We start from the raw sequence: 20,941 nt of genomic DNA on the forward strand, positions 1-20,941 counted from the left end.
CGATCACGTCGCCGTGGGTGGCCCGGTTGACCTTGTCACGCATCGGGGCGAGCCGGTCGATCGTGCCCGCCAGATCGAGGCGGGCCAGGTAGTCACGCACGACGGGCAGCGCGCCGAGCGGCTTCTCGACGCTCGGCGGCCCGTAGTCCATCACGACCGTCACAGCCAGGAACAGTCCCAGGCCTGTCACTACCGATCGCGGTCACCCCGACGTGATCCGAACAAGAGACCAAGCAGCTGGCTCACCGCACGCACGTGCGGAAGACAGGACTAGCAGCGGTACCGGACCGAGCAGCGATCGCGCGGCGTCAGTCCGCGGATGGGTGGCGTTCAGCCGGATCTCCCGTGCGCCACACCGTCCGATGCAGGGGCACGAGCTTGCACTCTCCCATGCCGAGTGCTAAACAAGACCTGGCACTCTCGACATGGGAGTGCCAAGGGCTGAAACGACGAGGCTTCCTGGTCGTCCTCCCGCTCAGGCGGGGAGCCAGGTCGGGCCGTCCGTCGCGGGCGTCGTTGTGGCCAGGCCATCGAACTGCCATCCCCCTGGGAGGACCCAGACACCATGCCGAAGATCATTGCCTTCGACGAGGAGGCACGGCGCGGCCTGGAGCGCGGCATGAACCAGCTGGCCGACGCTGTCAAGGTCACGCTCGGCCCCAAGGGTCGCAACGTTGTCCTGGAGAAGAAGTGGGGCGTCCCCACGATCACCAACGACGGCGTCAGCATCGCCAAGGAGATCGAGCTCGAGGACCCGTACGAGAAGATCGGCGCGGAACTCGTCAAGGAAGTAGCGAAGAAGACCAACGACGTCGCGGGTGACGGCACCACCACCGCGACGATCCTGGCCCAGGCGCTCGTGCGCGAGGGCCTGCGCAACGTCGCCGCCGGCGCGAACCCGATGGGCCTGAAGAAGGGCATCGAGGCCGCCGTCGAGAGCGTCTCCGAGGAGCTCTCCCGCGTCGCCAAGGACGTGGAGACCAAGGAGCAGATCGCCTCCACCGCCTCCATCTCGGCCGGGGACCCGGCCATCGGCAGCATGATCGCCGAGGCGATGGACAAGGTCGGCAAGGAAGGCGTCATCACCGTCGAGGAGAGCAACACCTTCGGCCTGGAGCTTGAGCTCACCGAGGGCATGCGCTTCGACAAGGGCTACATCTCGCCGTACTTCGTCACGGACACCGACCGCATGGAAGCTGTCCTCGACGACCCGTACATCCTCATCGCCAACAGCAAGATCGCGGCGGTCAAGGACCTGCTCCCGATCCTGGAGAAGGTCATGCAGGCCGGCAAGCCGCTGGCCATCATCTCCGAGGACGTCGAGGGCGAGGCCCTCGCGACCCTGGTCGTGAACAAGATCCGCGGCACCTTCAAGAGCACCGCGGTGAAGGCCCCCGGCTTCGGTGACCGCCGCAAGGCCATGCTCACCGACATCGCCGTGCTGACCGGCGGCCAGGTCATCTCCGAGGACGTCGGCCTCAAGCTCGAGGGCACCACCGTCGACCTGCTGGGCCGCGCCCGCAAGGTCGTCATCACCAAGGACGAGACCACCATCGTCGAGGGTGCCGGCGACGCGGACCAGATCGCGGGCCGGGTCAGCCAGATCCGCAACGAGATCGAGAAGTCCGACTCGGACTACGACCGCGAGAAGCTGCAGGAGCGGCTGGCGAAGCTCGCCGGCGGCGTCGCGGTCATCAAGGTCGGCGCGGCCACCGAGGTCGAGCTCAAGGAGAAGAAGCACCGCATCGAGGACGCCGTCTCGAACGCGAAGGCAGCCGTCGAGGAGGGCATCGTCGCCGGCGGCGGCGTCGCTCTCCTGCAGGCCGCCACCAGCGCCTTCGAGAAGCTGGACCTGTCCGGCGACGAGGCGACCGGTGCGAACATCGTCCGTATCGCGCTGGAGGCGCCGATCAAGCAGATCGCGTTCAACAGCGGTCTCGAGGGCGGCGTCGTGGTCGAGAAGGTGCGCAACCTTCCGACCGGCCACGGCCTGAACGCGGCCACCGGCGAGTACGTCGACATGGTCGCCACCGGGATCATCGACCCGGCGAAGGTCACCCGCTCGGCGCTGCAGAACGCCGCGTCGATCGCCGGCCTCTTCCTCACCACCGAGGCCGTCATCGCGGACAAGCCGGAGAAGGACAAGGCCCCGGCCATGCCGGGTGGCGGCGGCGAGATGGACTTCTGAGTCCAGCTTCCCCGCTCTGTGCGAGCAAGGGGCGGTCCCGGCTTCGGCCGGGGCCGCCCCTTCCGCGTTCCTGGTCGGTCACCCGACCGCCGGGTGGGAGGTGCCACGGCGGCGGGTGACCGTTCACGGGGCGCGCCGGGTTGCGGGACGGAGCCGTCGCGACCCACGTATCGACCACGGGACAGCCACGAAACCCCTGATCGACGCACGTGAAGTTACCAGGCAGTAATAATGCTGACAAGAGACTTCGTCTCGTCGGCGGACTCCCCGCCTCGCGCTGGCGGGTCAGCGCCTCTGCCTTAGACAGTGGACGATGCAAGGAGCACGATGAACAACGTGGTACAAGCTCCCGCTCCGCTCCGGGCCCACCGCCCGACCCTCACGCTGCCGTCCCCGCCGGTCACCGTCGATGATCTGCACACGACGACGCACGGCAACGCGCGGGTCGAGATCCTCGACGGGCTGTGCGTCGCCCGCCCCTGGCCGACCCCGCTGCGCGCCCGGGTGACGGACCGGCTGCGGGCCCTGCTCAGCGAGGCGGCGACGTCCGGCGCGCAGGTGTTCACCGGGCTGCAGGTGGAGCTGTCCCCGCGTTGCCTCGTCGTGCCGGACGTCGCTGTGGTCGCGGTCGGCGACCCGCAGCGGCGGCGGATCGCCGAGACGCCGTTCGCCGTGCTCGAGGTCGCCGACACCAGCACCCGGCGCTACGACCGGACGCTCAAGCTCGACCTGTACCGCGAGTTCCGGATCCCGGTCTGCTGGCTGGTGGACCCGGACGCCGCGACCATCGAGGCGTTCGAGCTGGTCGGCTCCGGCTATGTGCCGGCCGGCGTGGTGCGCGGCGACGAGGAGCTGACCGTCACCCGCCCCTTCCCGGTGACCGTGACGCCGGCCGCCCTCATCGACCCGCCCGAGGACTGACCGACCCGGGTCAGGCCAGGTCGTCGGCGTCGACGATGGTGTAGGCGTAGCCCTGCTCGGCGAGGAAACGCTGGCGGTGCGCCGCGTACTCCTGGTCGAGGGTGTCCCGCGAGACCACGGTGTAGAAGTGGGCGGAGCGGCCGTCCGCCTTGGGGCGGAGCACCCGGCCGAGACGCTGCGCCTCCTCCTGCCGCGAGCCGAAGGTGCCGCTGACCTGGATCGCCACCCCGGCCTCGGGCAGGTCGATCGACACGTTGGCCACCTTCGAGACCACCAGCGTCGTGATCTCCCCGGTGCGGAAGGCCTCGAACAGGCGCTCGCGCTCCTTGTTCCGCGTGGATCCCTGGATGACCGGCGCGTCGAGCAGCCGCCCGAGCTCGTCCAACTGGTCCAGGTAGGCGCCGATGACCAGGACCCGGTCGTCCGCGTGCCGCTCGACGAGCCTGCGCACCACGGTGCTCTTGCTGTGGGCGGTGGAGCAGACCCGGTAGCGCTCCTCGGGTTCGGCGACGGCGTAGGTCATCCGCTCGTCGTCGGTGAGGGTGACCCGCACCTCGGTGCACTCCGCGGGCGCGATCCAGCCCTGGGCCTCGATCTCCCGCCACGGCGCGTCGTAGCGCTTCGGCCCGATCAGGGAGAACACGTCGCCCTCCCGCCCGTCCTCGCGGATGAGGGTGGCGGTGAGGCCGAGCCGCCGGCGTGACTGGATGTCGGCCGTCATCCGGAACACCGGCGCGGGCAGCAGGTGCACCTCGTCGTAGACGATGAGGCCCCAGTCGCGGGCGCCGAACAGCTCCAGGTGCAGGTACTCGCCCTTGCGGCGCGCCGTCATCACCTGGTAGGTCGCGATCGTGACCGGACGGATCTCCTTGCGTTCGCCGGAGTACTCGCCGATCTCGTCCTCGGTGAGGGACGTCCGGCGCAGCAGCTCGGTGCGCCACTGGCGGCCGGCGACGGTGTTGGTCACCAGGATCAGCGTGGTGGCGCCGGCCCGGGCCATCGCCGCGGCGCCGACGACGGTCTTGCCGGCTCCGCTGGGCAGCACCACGACGCCGGAGCCGCCCTCCCAGAAGCCGGCGACCGCGCCCTTCTGGTAGTCGCGCATGGCCCAGCCGTCCTGGCGCAGCTCGATCGGGTGTTTCTCCCCGTCGACATAGCCGGCAAGGTCCTCGGCGGGCCAGCCGACCTTGAGCAGGGCCTGCTTGAGCCGGCCCCGTTCGGACGGGTGGACGGCGATCGTGTCGTCGTCGAGCCGGGTGCCGAGCATCGGCGCGACCCGCTTCGACCGGGTGACCTCGGTGAGGACGGCGCGGTCGAAGGCACGCAGCACGAGGCCGTGCACCGGGTCCTGCTCCAGCCGCAGCCGGCCGTAGCGGTCCATGGTGTCGGCGACGTCGACCAGCAGCGCGTTGGGCACGGCGTAGCGCGAGTAGCGGACGAGGGCGTCGACGACCTGCTCCGCGTCGTGGCCGGCGGCGCGCGCGTTCCACAGCGCGAGCGGTGTCACCCGGTAGGTGTGCACGTGCTCGGGTGACCGCTCCAGCTCGGCGAAGGGTGCGATCGCCGCGCGGGCCTGGCTGGCGAGCGGGTGATCGACCTCCAGCAGCAGGGTCTTGTCCGACTGGACGATCAGGGGGCCGTCCGGCAAGCCGCCACCGCCTTCCGCAGTTCTGGTTCCCTTGCGCGACGCATCCGACGGTACAGCCGGCAGCGGCCGGTGCTCGACCCGCCGCTCAGGCGGGCTCGTCCGCGGTGGGGGGCACGATCCAGTCGCTGGCCTCGGGCACCGGCGGCGACTCGAACGATCCCTGGATCTCCGCGACCCGGGTGATCCGGTGCAGGGCGAAGCGGCGGGGGGCCGCGCTGCGCTCGTCCCAGGCGGTGAGCCAGCCGCCGTCCAGCTGGCTCGGCCGCACCACCCGGTCGCTGGGCGTCCCCTGCTGGTCGACGTAGCCGAGCAGGACGCGCCGGCCGTCGCGCACCGCGCCCTGCAGGGTGACCAGGATGAGTGGGGCGGAACGGACGGAGGTGAGGTCCTCGCCCGCGGACTCCCGCGCCGCGCGTGCGGCGCGGGCGATGTCGTCACCCCGCCGGACCAGTCGGACGACGTCCAGCAGCTGCTCGGGGTTCCCGCGGCCGCCCGCGCCGCTGCTGGGACCGGCGCCGCCGGTGGGGATGCGCGGTCGGGCGGGGGTCCGGTGCACCTCGGGGCGGGGCAGCACGATCCGCCCGTCCGGAGCCTCGGCGACGGGGGCGAAACCGGCGGCGCGCAGCCCCTCCAGCAGCTCCGCGACGGGCAACGAGGAGATCGCGATCGTCGGGGCCACCCGGCGCATCGCCAGCGCCTGGGTGTGCCGGGAGGCGACGACCTCGGTGAGCAGCGCCAGATCGTCGCAGCGCAGGTAGGACGCGGCCGGCCCGGACCGCAGCCGGCCGTGCCGCCGGGCCGTGTCGTCGATCAGGTACGTCAGGGTCTGCGGGACGCCACCGCGCGCCAGCGAGCGGAGAAGATCGTGCAGGTCCTCGGCCGCACTGCCCGCGTCCAGGGCGCGCCGCAGCGAGGCCTCGGTGAACCGGTAGACGGTGGCCGCGCCGGCCGATTCGATGTCGGCCATCCGGGCCAGCTCACCGGCCACCCGCGGCACCAGCGGGCCGGGGGCGACCGCGGTCAGGTCCGCCTGGATCAGCAGCTCCTCGACGGGTTCGGGCAGCAGCGGTTCCATCGCGTCCGCGAGCCGGCGGATCAGGCTCTCGCCACCGCCACCGCCGCCGCCACCGCCGGCCGCGCCCCGGTCGGCGGCCAGGCGCCCGGGCGTGCTCGGCACGCCGCGACCGGTGAAGCCGAGCAGCTCCGCCTCGGCCATCGTCCCGTCGATCATGCTGTCGAGCAGCGCGCCGGTGCGGCGGGGCGTGTGCCAGGTGAGCCGCGCGCGGACGGAGTCGGCGGTCGGTGCGACCCCGTCCGGCGCGGCGGCGATCGCGCGCAGCACCTCGGCTCGCAGTTCCGGGACACCGGGGCGCCGGGTGTCGAAGGACATCGCGGCGAGCTGACGCCCCCGCTCGTCCCGCCCCCCGACCAGCCAGGACGCCGACGGTGAGCGCAGCCAGCCCGCCGCGAGGACGGCCCACCGCTCGGCCACCGACTCGGTGCACCAGCGGTCGTAGGCGTTGGTGGGCACGAACTGCACCTCGGTGCCCGGGGTGGCGTCCACCAGCCCGGCGGCGGCGGCCGTCTCGATGACCAGCGCCGCCGCCGGCTCCGGCAGATCCATCAGACGGGCACCGGCGCGCAGGTCACGCACACTGAGCCCACCCGTGCGCAGCGGCGTGACCGGCACGGACCCCCAGGCTGTCAGCAGCGTGGTCACCGCCCGCACCAGCGCCTCGGCGGCCAGCGCGGCGGCCGGGTCGGCAGCACCCGCGCCCACCTCGCGGCCGGTGACCTCGGGCGGCTCGGGATGCAGCTCGCCGGCCGGGCGGTCACCGCGCAGCAGCAGGCCCACCTCCCGCGGCAGTTCCACGGTGGCGGCGTCGATCCCGACCAGCAGCCCGCGGGCGAGCAGCTCCTCGACCGGGCTGCGCGCCGCTGCCACGTCGAGGAGCCGCTCGGCGTCGTTCGTCGCGCCGAGTGCCGGACCACCCGCGAGACGTCCGGCGACCTCCCGGGCCCGCGGCGAGCACCCGTCGAGCAGGGCAGCAGCCCGAGCGGGCTCGGCGAGCACGGCGGACACCATCTCGATGAGGCCCTCGCGCCGGCCCTGCTCGGCGGCGACCGACGTGTCGGCGAAGACGGCCGCGGGCAGACCCACGGCGGCGGCGACCCGCGCGAGCTGGGAAAGCTGATACACCCCCAGGCACTTCCGTGCCGGTCGGCCGAGGCCGAGCGGGCGGTCCCCCAGCAGGTCGACGGCGACACCGACCAGCCGGATCGCCTCGTCGGGCCCCCAGATCACGGCGCGCTCGCGCAGGGAGTCGACCGCTGTGCGCACCTCGAGACCGCCGCAGAACACCCCCAGCTCACGGTAGGACGCGGGGCTGGGCAGCACGGTGAGCGCCTGGACGATCTCGAGGGTGAACGCGTCCAGCCGTTCCAGCGCTCGGGCGACACTCCCCCGGATCTCCAGCCGGGCCGCGAGGATGTCGAAATCGGGCGGCGGTGGGGTGGCGAGGTCCGGCCGGAGGCTGAACAACCGGGCCAGAGCGTCGTCCGGCAGCGCGCGCAGCCAGGCTGCCAGCGAGGACGAGGACATCCTGATGACGGTAGCCGCCCCGCCGGGCCCGGTCAGGCGGGACGTGGCCGGGCAGGCCCGGTCAGGTCCGTCCAGATCGGTCAGCGCAGATCCTGGACGGTGTCGACCACGACCGAGAGGTGGTTGTCGCGGGCCCAGCCCGCCAGCCGGGACAGGATGTCCTGATCGCCGGGCAGGGCCAGCGCACGGCCCACCGAGACCCCCACCACGAGCATCGTGCAGACCAGGAGCGCCTTGCAGACGGTCGACAGCGGCCGGCGCCGATGGTGGCGTGGCCGGGACGCGGAGCCGGGTTGGGGGGCGGGGTGGGATCGGGCGATCTCGCCCCACTCCTCGCCGAAACGGCGCGGAGGCTGCCGCGGGGCCGCGGGCGGGCGGGCGGGGACGGGCTCCTGGTGGCCGGTGGTGCTCACGCTCTCCAGCCCCGATGCCCGCGCGGTGGGAGGGGGCGTCGGCACGCGGCCGGGGCCGGGGGTGGGGGTGGGGGTGGGGCGGCGAGCACCAGGAGCTGGCTCGGTCGCCATGTCCGCCGGGTCGAAACCCGCGCGGCGGGCCGGGCCACGAGCCGGGCCGGGCCGGGGCCCCGGCGGCGGCTGACGCGTCGTCCAGGTCGGCCGTGACTGCGGCTGACGCGCCGGCTGACCACGCAGGTCGGCGAAGGACACCAGGCGCGCTCCGGCCTGGCGGGGCCGCCCGACGACCACCGGGCGGCCGGGCGCCGGGCGGGCAGGCGCCGGGCGGGCAGGCGCCGGGCGGGCAGGCGAACCGGACCGGCCGTCGTCAGGGCCGGAGAACGTGTCCTGGCCGTGAGTGACCACACCCGTCCCTTTCGTGCCGGACAACCGGATCCCAGGGTAGCGTGGCCGGTTCGACAACAGGCGTTGTGGTGGACCGTCAGCGGTTACGGATCCGGCACACCCGTTCCAGGGCCAACCCGCCGGCGATCAGCACGGCCGTGGCCCCGAGGCCGAGGCCGGCGGCCAGGGCGTCGCCGCCGGCGGTCCCGAACTCGTCGGTGCGGGGGGCCGTGTAGGCGAGCAGGGCGGTCCAGCCGCCGGCCAGCGCCGCGCCGACCACGGACGTCGCCTTCGCGAGCGCGGCCAGTCGGGCGACGGTCAGCGGCAGGATCGGGCGGGTCCCGGGCCGGCCGGCGAGGCGTCGCCTCGTCAGCGATGCCACCTGCAGCTCGATCAGCCCCACCAGCAGGACGGACAGGGACGTCGTCGGGGGCACCTGCGGCAGCGACTGGTACCTCCACCACAGCAACAGGTAGACCAGCGCGCCGACCACGACGGCGACCGAGAGAAGGTCACGCACGTGGGTGGGTCTCACCGCCGCGGTCCCGGCGTGTTCCCGGCCGGCAGGTCGAGGGAGGTCCGCCGCGGGGCGGCGGTGCCCGGCACCGCGAGCAGCCGCGCCACCAGGTCCGCCACCGGGCCGTGCCCGACCAGCGAGGCCTGCGGCTCGACGTCCAGCCAGGGCACGCAGACGAACAGCCGCTCGTGGGCGCGCGGGTGCGGCAGCAGGATGTCGGGGTCGTCGCTGCGGGTGTCGCCGCAGGCGATGATGTCCACGTCGAGGGTCCGTGGGCCCCACCGGACGGTGCGCACCCGCGCGGCCGCCTCCTCCGCGGCCCGCGCCGCCGCCAGCAGCGACGCCGGTTCGGCGGCACCGACCAGAACGACGGCGTTGAGGTAGTCGTCCTGGTCGGGCCCGCCGACCGGGTCGGTCTCGTAGACGGGTGAGGTGGCGTGCACGCCGAGCGTGGCGTCGAGCTGGGCTACCGCGCCGCGCAGGAACGCGAGCCGGTCCCCGATGTTGGAGCCGATCGCCACCACGGCGTGGCCGCCGCCCGCCGGGCTCATCCGGCGAGGTCGTGGCGGGAGCGCGCGACGGTCACCGCGATGTCGGCGAAGGGAAGCGGCACGGGTGCTGCCGGCTTGTGCACGGTCACCTCGGCCGTGTCGACCCGGGGGTCCGCCAGGCAGACCCGGACCAGCCGGTGCGCGAGGGTCTCGATCAGGTCGACGGGCTCGCCGGCCACGACATCCGCCAGGGCCTGGGCGAGCTCGCCGTAGTGCACGGTCAGCGTGAGGTCGTCGGTCGCCGCGGCGGGGCCCGTGTCCAGCCAGAGGGTGGCGTCGACGACGAAGAACTGACCGAGCTCGCGTTCCGCGGGCAGCACGCCGTGCCGCCCGTGCACCCGCAGCCCGGTCAGCGTGACCCGGTCGCGCCCGGCCCCGGTCACCGCCGTCACCGGGCCGGCCCGACCCGACAGGCCACCGGACGGGCGGGGCGGGCGGGGCCGGCCGCGTGCCACGCCCGGTGCACCCGGACGGCGTCCACCGCTGGGCGTACCGCGTGCACCCGCACCGCCCACACTCCGGCCGAGGCCAGCAGCACGGTCGTGGCCTGGGTGGCGGCATCCCGGTCGTCCGGCGGCCGGGGCGGTTCACCGGGGCCGCTCAGCACCGAGCCGAGGAACGACTTGCGGGAGGTGCCGACGAGCAACGGACGGCCGAGGGCGGCGAGTGCGTCCAGGTTCGCGAGCAGGGCCCAGTTGTGCGCCGCGGTCTTGGCGAACCCGATACCCGGGTCGATGATCACCTTGTCCTCCGGCACGCCGGCGGCCAGGACCACCTCGAGCCGGGCGGACAGCTCGCTCACCACCTCGGTGACCACATCGTCATAGACCGCCAGGGCGCCCATGTCCGCGCTGGAGCCGCGCGAGTGCATCAGGACGTAGTGGACGCCCCGCTCGGCGACGATGCGCAGCAGGTCGGCGTTCGTCCCGCAGGAGACGTCGTTGACCAGCAGAGCACCGGAGTCGACCGCGGCCGCGGCGACCGACGCGCGGCTCGTGTCGATGCTGATCGGCACGCCCGAGGAGGCCAGCTTGGCGACGACGGGCAGCACCCGGCGCAGTTCCTCGCTGGCGAACACCCTGGGCGCTCCGGGGCGCGTCGACTCACCGCCGACGTCCACGATGTCGGCCCCCTGGTCGATCATCAGCTGACCGGCCCGGACGGCGTCGGCCGGGTCGGGGTAGGCGCCGCCGTCCGAGAAGGAGTCGGGGGTTACGTTGACGACACCCATGATCCTGGTCGGGGCGTCGGTCGCGAACAGATCCGCGGGGGATGCGCTCATGAGCGGGCGGCCCCGTTCCCCGCCGGGCCGACTGGCGCCGGTGCGGGCAGCCTGCGGTAGCTGTAGCCGTAGACCGGCCGGAAACCACGGCGGGTGTAGAGCGCCCGGGCGGCGATGCTGTCCCGCTCGACCTGCAGGTAGGCATGGTTGGCCCCACCGGCGCCCGCCCACCGGGCGAGTTCGGCGAGTACGCGGCCCGCCGCGCCGCGGCCACGCGCGCCGGGCAGCGTGGCCATGCTGTAGATGCCCAGCCAGCCACCGTCGAGGACGCCGCGGCCGACGCCGGCTGGAACGCCGTCGACGTGAAGGGTGACGTAGCGCTGGGGCAGCGTCATCGCCCGGAGCACGGCGAGTGAACCGGCGCGCTGCGCGGCGAAGGTGGTGAGAACCCGCCCGGCGACGGCGAGCCAGCGCTCGTCGGGCAGGTCGGCGTGGGTCACCTCGACCTGCCCGTCCCCTGGACGGGCCACGAGCAGGCCTGCCAGGGGTGCGACACAGACATCCGTGGGCCCGGCGTCGTCGTACCCGGCGGCGTCGAGGGCGTCCAGCAGGCCGGCGGGACGGGCGACCGGGGTGACCTGGAAGGTCGGCGGCAGACCCACGGCCTCGTAGAAGGATCGGACCACGCGAAGGCCATCGGCGAGGTCCGGGACGTCGCCCCGGGCCCACACCGAGTTCCCTCGGCGCGAGGAGCCCGCCGACTCCCGAAGCACCCAGCCCGCATGGGCCTCCTCCCGAAGGGGCGGCCAGGCTCGATGCGCGAGTTCCTCCAGCCGGCAGGCCAGCGCCACCTCGCCCGCGGGCAGCTCCCGCCGGGGTGCCACCAGCGCGTCTTCTCCGGCGAGGCGCGCCGGATCAGCGACCACGGAAGCTCCGCGAACAACTCGCGGACACATCGACCACGGAACTGAGGCTACCGATCGCCTCTCCCGGCCGCGCGGATGTGCCCGGCCCGCCGTCGTCACCGCCGTCACCGTCGTGAACCGCCGATCCGTCCGGGGACGATCGACATCCATGCAACCCACCCACACTCGGAATCGGGAGCTCACCGCTGCCGTCGACCGTCCGGCAGCGGCAGCGACCGGCCGGTCAGCAGCACCCCCTAAACGAAGATAAACGTTACATATGCCTCAGGCGATAAAGAAGATCCAGTGGGTAGGGATCTCACTGGAAGATCCTTCACCGTTCCGCCGCCAACCAAAATCCCATAACCAGAACACCAATGACACAACCACCGACGGGCCACATTGCTGTGACGCAAGCCCGTCACTGTCCGACATCCACGCCTCGTAGCATCGGCTGGTGCACCCGACAACCGCATCCGCCGTCCGCACGTGCCATTCGCACGAGCATCGGCATACGCACGGGGGGCCGAGGCAACTTGCGATCACCGTGGTCCGTCCGGTGGCCGTCCAGCGGCCCGCCGGCCACGGCGCTTTCCCGCCACTAGCGTGAAAGCGCAAGGTCACGAACGCGCCTCGTGACACACAGGAAGGATCAGGGCATGCCGCAGTCGGACGGACCCCCGCCGCTGGCCGTGCCGGGTTTCGACGAGATCTTCATTCCCCCGGCCCGCACTCCCCCGGACGACCGGCCCGAGGACTATCCCGCCCAGCCCCCGGAGCGCCAGGCCCCGGACGACCTCACCTGGGCAGCCGGTGCCGGTGCCGCGGAACCGAACGGCGCCGATCGTCGGCGGTTCCAGCTGTCCGCGGGTGCGGCCGTCGTCAGCGCGCTGCTCGCCCAGGGCCCGATCATGGAGGTGGCTGACGTGCTCGCGGCCAGCCCGGTACAGCTGGCCCTCGAGCGCGCGGACGAGGCGCTGGGCGAGCTCATGAACACACACGAGGTCGTGCCGCCCGCCCACGTGCGGGCCAGGACGGCCCGGCTGCGGCGCGGCCTGGAGCGGCTCGGGCGCCGCTCGATGGGCACCGTGGAGTCGCAGCAACTGCTCGTGCTCGCCGGCCGCGTCGCGGTGCTCGGCGCCGACGCGGCCTTCAAACAGGGCGACGTCGGCTCCGCCCGCGATCTCGCCGCCGAGGGCTACCTGGCCGGCGTCGAGGCCGGCGACGGCCCACTGTGCGGCTCGGCGCGCGAGGTCGGCGCGGTCAACGAGTTCTACGTCGGGCGGCCCGGCGAGGCGCTGCGGCTCGCCCGGGACGGGATGCGCCATGTCGGCAGCGGGCCCGTCCGGGCCAGGCTGGTCTGCCAGGAGGCGAGGGCGCTCGCCGCGATGGGTGATCTGCGCGGCGCGGCGGGCAGCCTGGACCAGGCCTACGACCTGGCGGATGCCATCCCGGTGGACCAGTGGGGCCGTCCCGGGCCGAGCTTCGACACGTTCCACCCGGTCGAGGTCTCCTACAACGCGACGACGGCGCTGTGCCTGCTCGGCCGTCCCCGCGCTGCCGAGGAGCATGCCGACCTGGCCATGCCGCAGCTCGACGGGATGGACGCGCCGGGCTTCCGCTCCGTCATCCGGTTCGACCTGGCACTCGCGATGGCGCGCCAGGGCCGGCTCGAGCTGGACCGGGTCTGCGAGCTCGCGACCGACGCGATCGGTATCTCCTGGGGCCGCACGGTCGCCTCGGTCTCCAGCCGGGCGGACCAGTTGCTGGTCGCCACCTCCCCGCACAGCGAGGTGCGGGGAGTCCGGGAGCTGGCGGCACTGGTCCGGGAGTGGCAACGCTCGGCGTCGCGCCAACGGCCCGGCCCGGGAACCGCCGTCCCCCCGCCGCCGCTGGATCTCTAAGCCGCCCGTGACCGATCATCATGGCCACCGAACCCGCGGCTGCCGGCCCCGGCCCCGCTCCCGGACCCGCCGGCCGTTTCACCGCCGCGCGCTCCCGGCAGGCGCTCACCCGGCTCTGCGCCAGCATCGGCCTTGACGATCGGGACGCCGAACCGATCAAGCTGACCGTCAACGCGGTGTACAGGCTGCCTCGCGAGGGGGCAGTCGTACGCATCGCCAGTTCCACCGCGATGAACCACCGGGTGGCGAAGGTCGTCCAGGTGGCGCGGTGGCTGGCCGAGCACGGGATGCCCGCGGTGCGTCTCCTCCCCGGCGTGCCCGCACCTGTCGTGGTCGACGGCTGGCACGCCACGGTCTGGCGGGACGCCGCTCCGCCCGCGGCCGTCACCCGGCCGGCGGCGCATCCGGCCCGCAGTCTGGCGGACGTCCTGCTGCGCCTGCATGCGCTCGCGCCACCCGAGCCACCGCTGCCCGCCTGGGATCCGCTCGACGACGTCCGGCGGCGCCTCTCGGACGCCGAGGGCCTGCCGGCCGCGGACCGTGCCTTCCTGGAGAGCCTGACTCTGCGGGTCTCCGACGCGCTCGGGAGCGTCCGGTACGTGCTGCCGCAGGCCGTCATCCACGGGGACGCGCATCTGGGAAATCTGATCCACACCGCTCCGAGCAGGGTCGTGATCTGTGATTTCGACGCGACCTGCCTGGGTCCGGCCGAATGGGATCTGGTGCCGGTCGCGCTCGGAGCCGTGCGCTTCGGCCGGTCGCCACAGCCGCAGGAGGAACTCGCCCGCGCCTACGGCTTCGACGTCACGGCCTGGGACGGTTTCCCAGTGCTGCGTGCGGTCCGCGAGCTGAAGCTCGTGACGAGCGTGGCGCCCGTCCTCGCCAGCAGTCCGAGCGCCGCGGCGCAGTTCGCGGTCCGCCTCCGGAGCCTGCGCGCCGGGGCCGCCGACCGGACGGTCTGGGCCCCCTACCACTGACCGACACCGGTGCCGGCATCGGCGAGGGCATCGGCGATGGCAACATCGGCGGTATGGACCCCGAACGTCTGCGGACCCTGCTGCACGCCGTGTCCGACGGTGAGGTCACCCCGGAGGCCGCCGCCGCCGAGCTGGCCGCCGGCCCGCTGGGAGCCGACGGCTCGGGCTTCCGTGATCTCGGGTACGCGCGGGTCGACACGCACCGGGGCATCCGCACCGGTGATCCGGAGGTGGTCTTCGGAGCGGGCAAGACCGCGGCGGAGACCGTCGGCATCGTGGACGCCCTGCGTCGTGCCTCGGACGAGGCGCGGCCCACCATGGTCACCCGGGCGGACGGTGCCATGGTGGCTGCGCTGCGGGCACGCTGGCCTGACGCCTGGGTGAGTTCCAGTGCCGACGCGGGCGCGGGCGGGCGTCCGGCGACGGTTGTGGTCGGCGAGCCGCCCGAGCCACGCGGCCTGGTCGCGGTGGTCGCCGCCGGTACCTCGGACGCCCACGTCGCCGAGGAGGCGGCGATGACCGCCGCGGCCGCGGGTGCCGGGGTGGAGATCGTCCGGGACGTCGGCGTCGCCGGGCTGCACCGGGTGCTGGCGGCCCGGCCGGTCCTCGACCGCGCGGACTGCCTGGTCGTCGTGGCCGGGATGGAAGGTGCCCTGCCGAGCGTGATCGGCGGCCTGGTCGGAACGCCGCTGGTGGCGGTGCCGACCAGCGTCGGGTACGGGGCGAGCTTCGGTGGGCTCGCCGCGCTCCTCGGCATGCTCACCTCGTGTGCTCCGGGCATAGCGGTGTGCAACATCGACAACGGCTTCGGCGCGGGGCTGTTCGCCGCCCGGGTGGCCCGCCGGGCGTAGTCCTCTCGTGCCCTGGTGACGCCCCGTGCCGTGCCGAGGTCCATCGAGTCGTGTCATCCTGGATGGGGCCCATCACCGACCGCCCGAACGGAGGAGCGGGGCTGGACATCGTGCCGGGGCAGGGTCGACGGTGTGACGTCGCCACACGGCGGTCGTTCATCTCAGGCAGGATCATGAGAACGCGATCATGAGCAGGACTGACGATATCGGTGGCGGGGGCCGCCCGTCGCCGTTCGGCGGCATGTCCGTCGAGGTGACCGGTTCGCACGAGGCCGTGCGGCCGGACGAGCCGGCCGCCGGCCACCAGGGCTGGTTCTCCGACGCGCCAGCGGACGCGATCGACGTCGGCGGTGTCGACGTCGGCGGCATCGACGTGGGAGGTATCGACGTCGGGGGGATCGACGTCGGGGGGCCAGGCACCTTCGACAGCCGGCCGAACCGGATCACTCCACCGCCACCGCCACCGCCGCCACCGGCACCGGCACCGGCGCCTCCCGTGGCCGACCCGGCCGCGGCCTCATGGCTCGCGCACTGGCCGGTCAGCGATTCCCCCGCACCTCCCGCAGCCCCAGCGGCCCCCGTGTCTCCCGCGGCACCGCTCCCGCCGGCCTGGCCCGCGCCGCCGCCGGTGTCCTGGCCACCCGTGTCCCAGCCACCCGTGTTCCAGCCGCCGGTGCCGCCGCCGTCCGAGTCGGGGGGTGACACCTGGCCGTCGATCCGGCCAGGCGCGGGTGACGTGGATCCTCCCGCGCCGCAGGCGCCCCGACCGAACCGGATGATCGACGGTGTTCCGACCCGGACATTCGATCCGCTGCTCGACCACGGCCTGCCGCCGGCCGCGGGGCCGGCGACCGGTGAGTACCGGCCGTCGACGCTGTACCCGGCACCGCCACCACCACCGCTACCGCCGCCGGGCTCGGCGACCGGCCCGTACCGCTCCGGCCGGGTCGCGTCCTGGCTCCGCGACCCACCGGCCGACGTCCCGGAGGGCGTTCCGGAGGGCGTTCCGCCGGCCGAGCCCGCCGGCTACGAGCGGGAACGGGGGCGGGGGCCGGAACGCGAGCAGAGCGAGGGCCCCGGCTGGGAGCCGGAAGACCAGCCCTGGAAGCAGGAGCCGGGCCGTGAGCGGTCGTTCACGCCCTTCGAGGAGCAGCCGGAGCATCCGTACGCCGATCCGTACGCCAACCCCTACGACCCGTATGACCCGTATGACCCGTATGACCCGCGGCACGCGGCCGGGCTGTCCACCGGGGCGCTGCTGCCCCCGATGCCGGACACCGCCTCCCGCGGCTGGCGACGGCTGGTCTACCAGGTGTCCGCCGGGGCGCTGAACCCCGGCCCGTCCCCGGACGAGGCCCGGTACCGGCGCCTGCTGAACCGGATCCGCACCCCGCTGGACGACTGCCACCGCATCGCGGTCCTGTCCCTCAAGGGTGGCGTCGGAAAGACCACGACCACGGTCTCGCTCGGGTCGACGCTGGCCAGCCTGCGCGGCGACCGGGTCGTCGCGATCGACGCGAACCCGGACCGGGGCACCCTGGGGGCCCGGGTGGAGAGCACCACCCGGCACACCGTCCGGGACCTGCTCGAGGCCGCCGACCAGCTGCACCGCTATGTGGACGTCCGGCGCTACCTGTCGCAGGCCGAGTCGCGGCTGGAGGTGCTGGCCTCCGCGAGCGACCCGGAGATCTCGGATGCCTTCACCGACGATGACTACCGGGCCGTCGACGACATCCTGCAGCGGCACTACTCGATCCTGCTGACCGACTGCGGGACGGGCATGGTGCACAGCGCGATGCGCGGCGTTCTCGACCTCGCCGACACACTGGTGATCGTCAGCAGTGCGAGCGCGGACGGCGGGGCCAGCGCCAGCGGCACGCTCGACTGGCTGGACGCGCACGGCTACCGCCCGCACGTCAGCGAGGCCGTCACCGTGATGACGATGTTCCCGCAGCACGGTGAGGCGGTGGACGTCGACGCGCTGGAGGACCATTTCGCGGCGCGGACCCGCCAGGTCGTCCGGGTGCCGTTCGATCCTCATCTCGCCGCCGGCGGCCCGATCATGCTCGACGAGCTGCGCCGGGAGACCCGCCGGGCCTACGAGGAGATCGCGGGAGCGGTGGCCGAGCGCTTCCAGTAGGGCCCGCGGCTCACCGCGAGAGGGCGGCGACGGCGGCGGCGACGCCGGGGCGGCGCAACTGCCGGGCCACCGTGGAGCGGCCGTCGACGATCCGGCTGAACAGGCCGAAGGTGCCGGGGAAGGCCGCCATCATGGCGTGCATGAGCGCCGGGCGACGGGCGAAGGCCGCCAGCACCGTCCGGCTGGCGGCGATCTCCGTGCCGAAGACGTCCAGGACCAGCCCGGGATAGCGGTCGATGGCGGTGCGGTCGCCGGCCGCGGCCGCGGCGGCGGCGGTGCCGGCGAGCCGGCCGGAGCGCAGCGCGAAGGAGATGCCCTCCCTGGTCCAGGGGTCGAGCAGCCCGGCGGCATCGCCGGCGACCAGGACCTGGCCGCGCCGCAACGGCGAACCGTCGGCGCGCACCCGGGTCAGATGCCCGGAGTCGTGCAGCCGGGGCATGGCCGCGAGCCCCAGCCGCTCGACAAGCGACCGGTAGTAAACCCGCAGCGCCGGGCCTTCGGTACGGGACCCGATGACGCCCACGGTGAGCACCTGCCCCTTCGGGAACACCCAGCCGTAGGAGCCGGGCAGCGGCCCCCAGTCGAGCAGCATCCGCCCGGCCCAGGTGTCGGCCATCGCGGCCGGCACCTCGAACTCGCCTTCGAGCCCAAGGTCGACCTGGTCGCAGTGGACGCCGACATAGCTGCCGGCCCGGCCCGACGTGCCGTCGGCGCCGACCACGACCCGGGCCCGCACCGCCGGAGCGGATCGAACGAGAACTGTCACCGCCCGCGCGTCCTCGCGCAGGCCGGTGACATGGGCCATGGTGCGGATCTGGGCGCCGGCGGCCTTCGCCGCGCCGAGCAGCGCGGCATCCAGCTCGGAGCGCATGACCATCGACAGCAGTGGCTGACCGTCGTGGCGCCGGCGGGTCACCGTGCGACGGCCGTCCAGCGTCATGGTGAGCGCGTCGACCCGGGACCGGACGAGCGGGGCAAGATCGATCCGGGCGTGCTCCATCGACAGGCCGACCAGGCCGCCGCCGCAGGTCTTGTACCGGGGGACGTCCATCCGCTCCAGCACGCAGACGCTGGCGCCGGCTTCGGCCGCCGAGCGCGCGGCGGCCGCGCCCGCCGGCCCGGCACCGAGGACGACCACGTCGTAGTCCTCGGTGTCCGGGCCGGGCTGGTGGCCCTCGGAGGCCACGATCGGACGGGCACGGATCTCGGGGGACACGTCGAACCTAACGGAGCGTAAGCGTGCGCCCGACGACGCCGGCGCGTACTCGCCGTTCCTGGGAAGTGAGCGCGCGCGGGTCGGCGAAAGCTTCCCGCAGCACCGCCCAGAGCTGGGCAGCCGGCTTCTCACAGGAGTCGGCGTCCGCGCCGGGCTCCAGATCCCACACCGGTACCACGAGGCCGTCCGCACGGAAGGACCCGACGAAGCGGGAGCCGTCACCGACAGCGAGTTGGCCGGCGGCGGACACCCGCGCCAACGCGTCGAGGACAGCCTCTTCCGAGACGTCCGAGACGTCCGAGACGTCCGGGACAGCCGGGACAGCGGGGCCCAGCGGCAGCGCCCAGCGCAGGTGGACCCGGTCACCGGGGCTGCACCAGTAGGCGGCCGGCACGGACTCCAGCCGCGCGGTCGGGACCACGGTGGCGTTCGCCCGGTCCAGGCTCGCGGTCACCTCCGCGCTGGGCTCGACGCCGTTGGACGACGGCACCCACCAGGCGAAACCCGGGTGGACGGTGATCTCCAGCGGGGCCGGGTCGAGCAGGTCGGGGAGGCGGGGCAGCGCCGCCAGCCCGCCGGAGAGGCGTTCCACCGCGGCGGGAGCGGAGGCCGGCGGGCCGTCCACCACCGATCCGGGCTTCGCGTCGAGGGCCGCGAGCAGCGCGCCGGCCAGGTCGGCCGCGGGGTCGAGGCCACTCACCAGGGTCTGCATGGCGAGCAGGATCTCGCCGTCGTCACGGACGACCGCGGCCGCGGCCTGCGGCAGCAGGGTGCCGAGAATGATCCTCCGGTCGGCGTGATCGGGATTGTCGGCCAGGTGGGCCGCCGACAGGGTCAGCGGTGCGGTCGCGCTGGGGACGAACTCGCGCAACGCCACCAGGTCGGGTTCGTCCACCCGACCGGCGAAGGGCCGCAGGACCGGGGCGGGGCGGCGGCGCTCCCCATGGCACGCCTTGTACCGCCGGCCGGAGCCACACGGGCAGGGCTGCCGGGGCCCGGCGGACGGCACCGGGCCGGGGCTGGTGCCGGACCTGGTGCCGGACCTGGCGTCGGAGCTGGTTTCGTGACGGCTGGGCGTCGTACGGCGAGCGATCGGTGGGCCTCCGCGGTCGGGCCCGCGGGACGCGGGGCGCCGCGGGGCGGATCTGTAGGAAGGCAAGGCTAGGCCATCGGCCCGCGGCTCCGCGTTCGACATGCGCCGCCCCGCCGGGCCGTCGGCGGTACGCGCAGTGATAACCCTTCCCCACCTGGGAGTTTTCCCTTCGATCGGGACCCGGGGCCGTTCCGCGACGCCCAGTGGCCGCCGGGGCGCGCACGATGGCGGGATGGTTTCCGGGCTCGGGCGGGTCGGCAGTCGGCTCGTCGCCGGACAGCACAGAACGGTTTGCCCGTGGCAAAGGTCGTCGTCGCAGGTGGAGGGATCTCAGGCATCGCGTGCGCGCGGGAGCTGCGGGTCCGCGGGATCGACGTCGAGGTCCGCGACCGCGGCCGGGTGGTCGGTGGGCGGATGGCGTCGCGGTGGATCGACGGCCGGATCGTCGATTCCGGGGCCTCCTACTTCACCGCCCGCGACCCCGAGTTCCTCGAGGTCGTCGAGGACTGGCTGGCTCGCGGCCTCGTCCGCCCGTGGACGTCCCGGTTCCCGGTGGTCGACGGTCCGTCGGCGACGATCGGCCCGGCGTCGCCCGGGCCGCTGCGTTACGCGGCGCCCCGCGGGATCCGCTCGCTGGTGGTCGACCTGGCGAGCCGCGGCGGTGTTCCGGTGACGCAGTCAGCGCCCATCCGCATGGTGCGACCCGGCCCGGTGGTCGACGGGGAGGCGGTGGACGCCGCGGTCCTGGCGATGCCCGATCCGCAGGCGCTGCGGCACCTGGCCCCCGAGCTCGGCGCCGAGCGGGCGGTGCTGCTCGGACGGGAGTGGATGCCGGTGCTCGCCCTCCTCGCCGGCTGGGGTACCCGGGGGTGGTCGCCGATCGACGGCGCCTTCGTGCACGAGGACCCGACCATCGCATGGGTCGCCGACGACGGGCGCCGGCGCGGGGACAACGCCCCGGTGCTGGTGGCCCACTCCACCAGCGACTTCGCGGCCGGCCGGCTCGCCGACCCGCCCGCCGCGGCGGCGGCGCTCACCAGTGCCCTGCGCCGCCTGCTCGCCATCCCCACCGAACCGGACTGGACCTATGTCCAGCGCTGGACCTTCGCCCGCCCTGCCTTACCGCGGGAGGAGACGTTCTTCTTCGGCCAGGCCCGGGTGGGCCTGGCCGGAGACAGCTGGGGCAGGCCGCGGGTCGAGACGGCATGGCGATCGGGCACCGATCTCGCCCGGGCCATCGTCAGCGCGCTGGCCTGACCACGCGCGTTCCGCGCGTTCCCGCGCGATCCCACGCGCCCGGCCGGACAGCGCCCTGTACCCATCAGGTCGACATACCCGCCAGATCGACACCGATATCACAATGGACCACCACCGGGCGGCTGCCGTCCACTGGAGAAGCTACCGGCGGA

17 protein-coding genes and 1 pseudogene are annotated in these 20,941 nt (G+C 73.8%); 7 read left to right on the forward strand and 11 right to left on the reverse strand.

What is annotated here, in order from left to right; translation table 11 throughout:
• Positions 1 to 190, reverse strand: a pseudogene (locus tag B207_RS33460) (hypothetical protein); the annotation flags it as partial.
• A 375-nt stretch (positions 191 to 565) separates the two neighbouring features.
• On the opposite strand from B207_RS33460, the gene groL reads away from it, so the two are divergent.
• Both groL and B207_RS0110830 read left to right on the forward strand, forming a co-directional pair.
• Positions 566 to 2,188, forward strand: a complete 1,623-nt coding sequence (gene groL / locus B207_RS0110825; RefSeq protein WP_018636553.1) for a chaperonin GroEL — start codon at positions 566 to 568, stop codon at positions 2,186 to 2,188.
• Positions 2,189 to 2,515: 327 nt separating this feature from the next.
• The gene (locus tag B207_RS0110830) at positions 2,516 to 3,109 is read left to right on the forward strand and encodes a Uma2 family endonuclease (RefSeq protein WP_018636554.1); all 594 of its coding nucleotides are present in this window, start codon (positions 2,516 to 2,518) and stop codon (positions 3,107 to 3,109) included.
• Positions 3,110 to 3,119: 10 nt separating this feature from the next.
• Here the strand turns inward: B207_RS0110830 and B207_RS0110835 are convergent, their stop codons facing one another.
• From B207_RS0110835 to B207_RS0110870, 8 genes are all read right to left on the reverse strand, one after another.
• A complete protein-coding gene (locus B207_RS0110835) occupies positions 3,120 to 4,757 on the reverse strand; it encodes a DNA repair helicase XPB (RefSeq protein ID WP_018636555.1) in 1,638 nt (545 codons plus the stop codon).
• An 85-nt stretch (positions 4,758 to 4,842) separates the two neighbouring features.
• The gene (locus tag B207_RS0110840; protein ID WP_018636556.1) at positions 4,843 to 7,359 is read right to left on the reverse strand and encodes a helicase C-terminal domain-containing protein; all 2,517 of its coding nucleotides are present in this window, start codon (positions 7,357 to 7,359) and stop codon (positions 4,843 to 4,845) included.
• 80 nt (positions 7,360 to 7,439) lie between these two features.
• Positions 7,440 to 8,177, reverse strand: coding sequence for a hypothetical protein (locus B207_RS39680; RefSeq protein WP_154675273.1), 738 nt, complete (start codon positions 8,175 to 8,177; stop codon positions 7,440 to 7,442).
• Between the two features lie 76 nt (positions 8,178 to 8,253).
• Positions 8,254 to 8,691: a DUF3180 domain-containing protein gene (locus B207_RS0110850; protein ID WP_026310926.1), complete on the reverse strand. Its 438-nt coding sequence runs from the start codon at positions 8,689 to 8,691 to the stop codon at positions 8,254 to 8,256.
• Entirely contained in the window at positions 8,688 to 9,224 is a 537-nt protein-coding gene (gene folK / locus B207_RS0110855; RefSeq protein ID WP_018636559.1) for a 2-amino-4-hydroxy-6-hydroxymethyldihydropteridine diphosphokinase, read from the reverse strand. The genes B207_RS0110850 and folK overlap by 4 nt, the downstream gene beginning before the upstream one ends.
• Positions 9,221 to 9,607, reverse strand: a complete 387-nt coding sequence (gene folB, locus B207_RS0110860; RefSeq protein WP_035740505.1) for a dihydroneopterin aldolase — start codon at positions 9,605 to 9,607, stop codon at positions 9,221 to 9,223. Before folB ends, folK begins: the two co-directional genes overlap by 4 nt.
• Positions 9,608 to 9,612: 5 nt before the next feature.
• Positions 9,613 to 10,506 (reverse strand): dihydropteroate synthase, encoded by an 894-nt coding sequence (gene folP / locus B207_RS0110865; RefSeq protein WP_018636561.1) that lies wholly within the window; start codon positions 10,504 to 10,506, stop codon positions 9,613 to 9,615.
• Positions 10,503 to 11,372: a GNAT family N-acetyltransferase gene (locus tag B207_RS0110870; protein ID WP_018636562.1), complete on the reverse strand. Its 870-nt coding sequence runs from the start codon at positions 11,370 to 11,372 to the stop codon at positions 10,503 to 10,505. The genes folP and B207_RS0110870 overlap by 4 nt, the downstream gene beginning before the upstream one ends.
• 638 nt (positions 11,373 to 12,010) lie before the next feature.
• Here B207_RS0110870 and B207_RS0110875 point away from each other — a divergent pair.
• The 4 genes from B207_RS0110875 to B207_RS0110890 all read left to right on the forward strand — a co-directional run bounded on the left by B207_RS0110875 (position 12,011) and on the right by B207_RS0110890 (position 17,223).
• On the forward strand, positions 12,011 to 13,255 hold the full coding sequence (locus B207_RS0110875; RefSeq protein ID WP_018636563.1) for a hypothetical protein: 1,245 nt from the start codon (positions 12,011 to 12,013) through the stop codon (positions 13,253 to 13,255).
• A 20-nt stretch (positions 13,256 to 13,275) separates the two neighbouring features.
• Positions 13,276 to 14,232, forward strand: coding sequence for a phosphotransferase (locus B207_RS0110880; RefSeq protein ID WP_018636564.1), 957 nt, complete (start codon positions 13,276 to 13,278; stop codon positions 14,230 to 14,232).
• Between the two features lie 53 nt (positions 14,233 to 14,285).
• On the forward strand, positions 14,286 to 15,083 hold the full coding sequence (larB, locus tag B207_RS0110885) for a nickel pincer cofactor biosynthesis protein LarB (RefSeq protein ID WP_018636565.1): 798 nt from the start codon (positions 14,286 to 14,288) through the stop codon (positions 15,081 to 15,083).
• Positions 15,084 to 15,270: 187 nt separating this feature from the next.
• Positions 15,271 to 17,223 (forward strand): nucleotide-binding protein, encoded by a 1,953-nt coding sequence (locus B207_RS0110890; protein WP_018636566.1) that lies wholly within the window; start codon positions 15,271 to 15,273, stop codon positions 17,221 to 17,223.
• A gap of 10 nt (positions 17,224 to 17,233) precedes the next feature.
• On the opposite strand, the gene B207_RS0110895 is transcribed toward B207_RS0110890, so the two are convergent.
• Both B207_RS0110895 and B207_RS0110900 read right to left on the reverse strand, forming a co-directional pair.
• Positions 17,234 to 18,409 carry a geranylgeranyl reductase family protein gene (locus B207_RS0110895; protein ID WP_035740506.1) on the reverse strand — a complete coding sequence of 392 codons (1,176 nt, stop codon included), beginning with the start codon at positions 18,407 to 18,409 and terminating at the stop codon, positions 17,234 to 17,236.
• Between the two features lie 37 nt (positions 18,410 to 18,446).
• Positions 18,447 to 19,448, reverse strand: coding sequence for a DUF5926 family protein (locus B207_RS0110900; RefSeq protein WP_195905279.1), 1,002 nt, complete (start codon positions 19,446 to 19,448; stop codon positions 18,447 to 18,449).
• A gap of 381 nt (positions 19,449 to 19,829) precedes the next feature.
• Here B207_RS0110900 and B207_RS0110910 point away from each other — a divergent pair, with 381 nt between their 5' ends.
• Positions 19,830 to 20,789 (forward strand): NAD(P)/FAD-dependent oxidoreductase, encoded by a 960-nt coding sequence (locus B207_RS0110910; RefSeq protein ID WP_018636570.1) that lies wholly within the window; start codon positions 19,830 to 19,832, stop codon positions 20,787 to 20,789.
• The last annotated feature ends 152 nt before the right edge of the window (positions 20,790 to 20,941 follow it).

It is taken from the genome of Parafrankia elaeagni, from assembly GCF_000374165.1.
Classification (GTDB): domain Bacteria; phylum Actinomycetota; class Actinomycetes; order Frankiales; family Frankiaceae; genus Parafrankia; species Parafrankia elaeagni.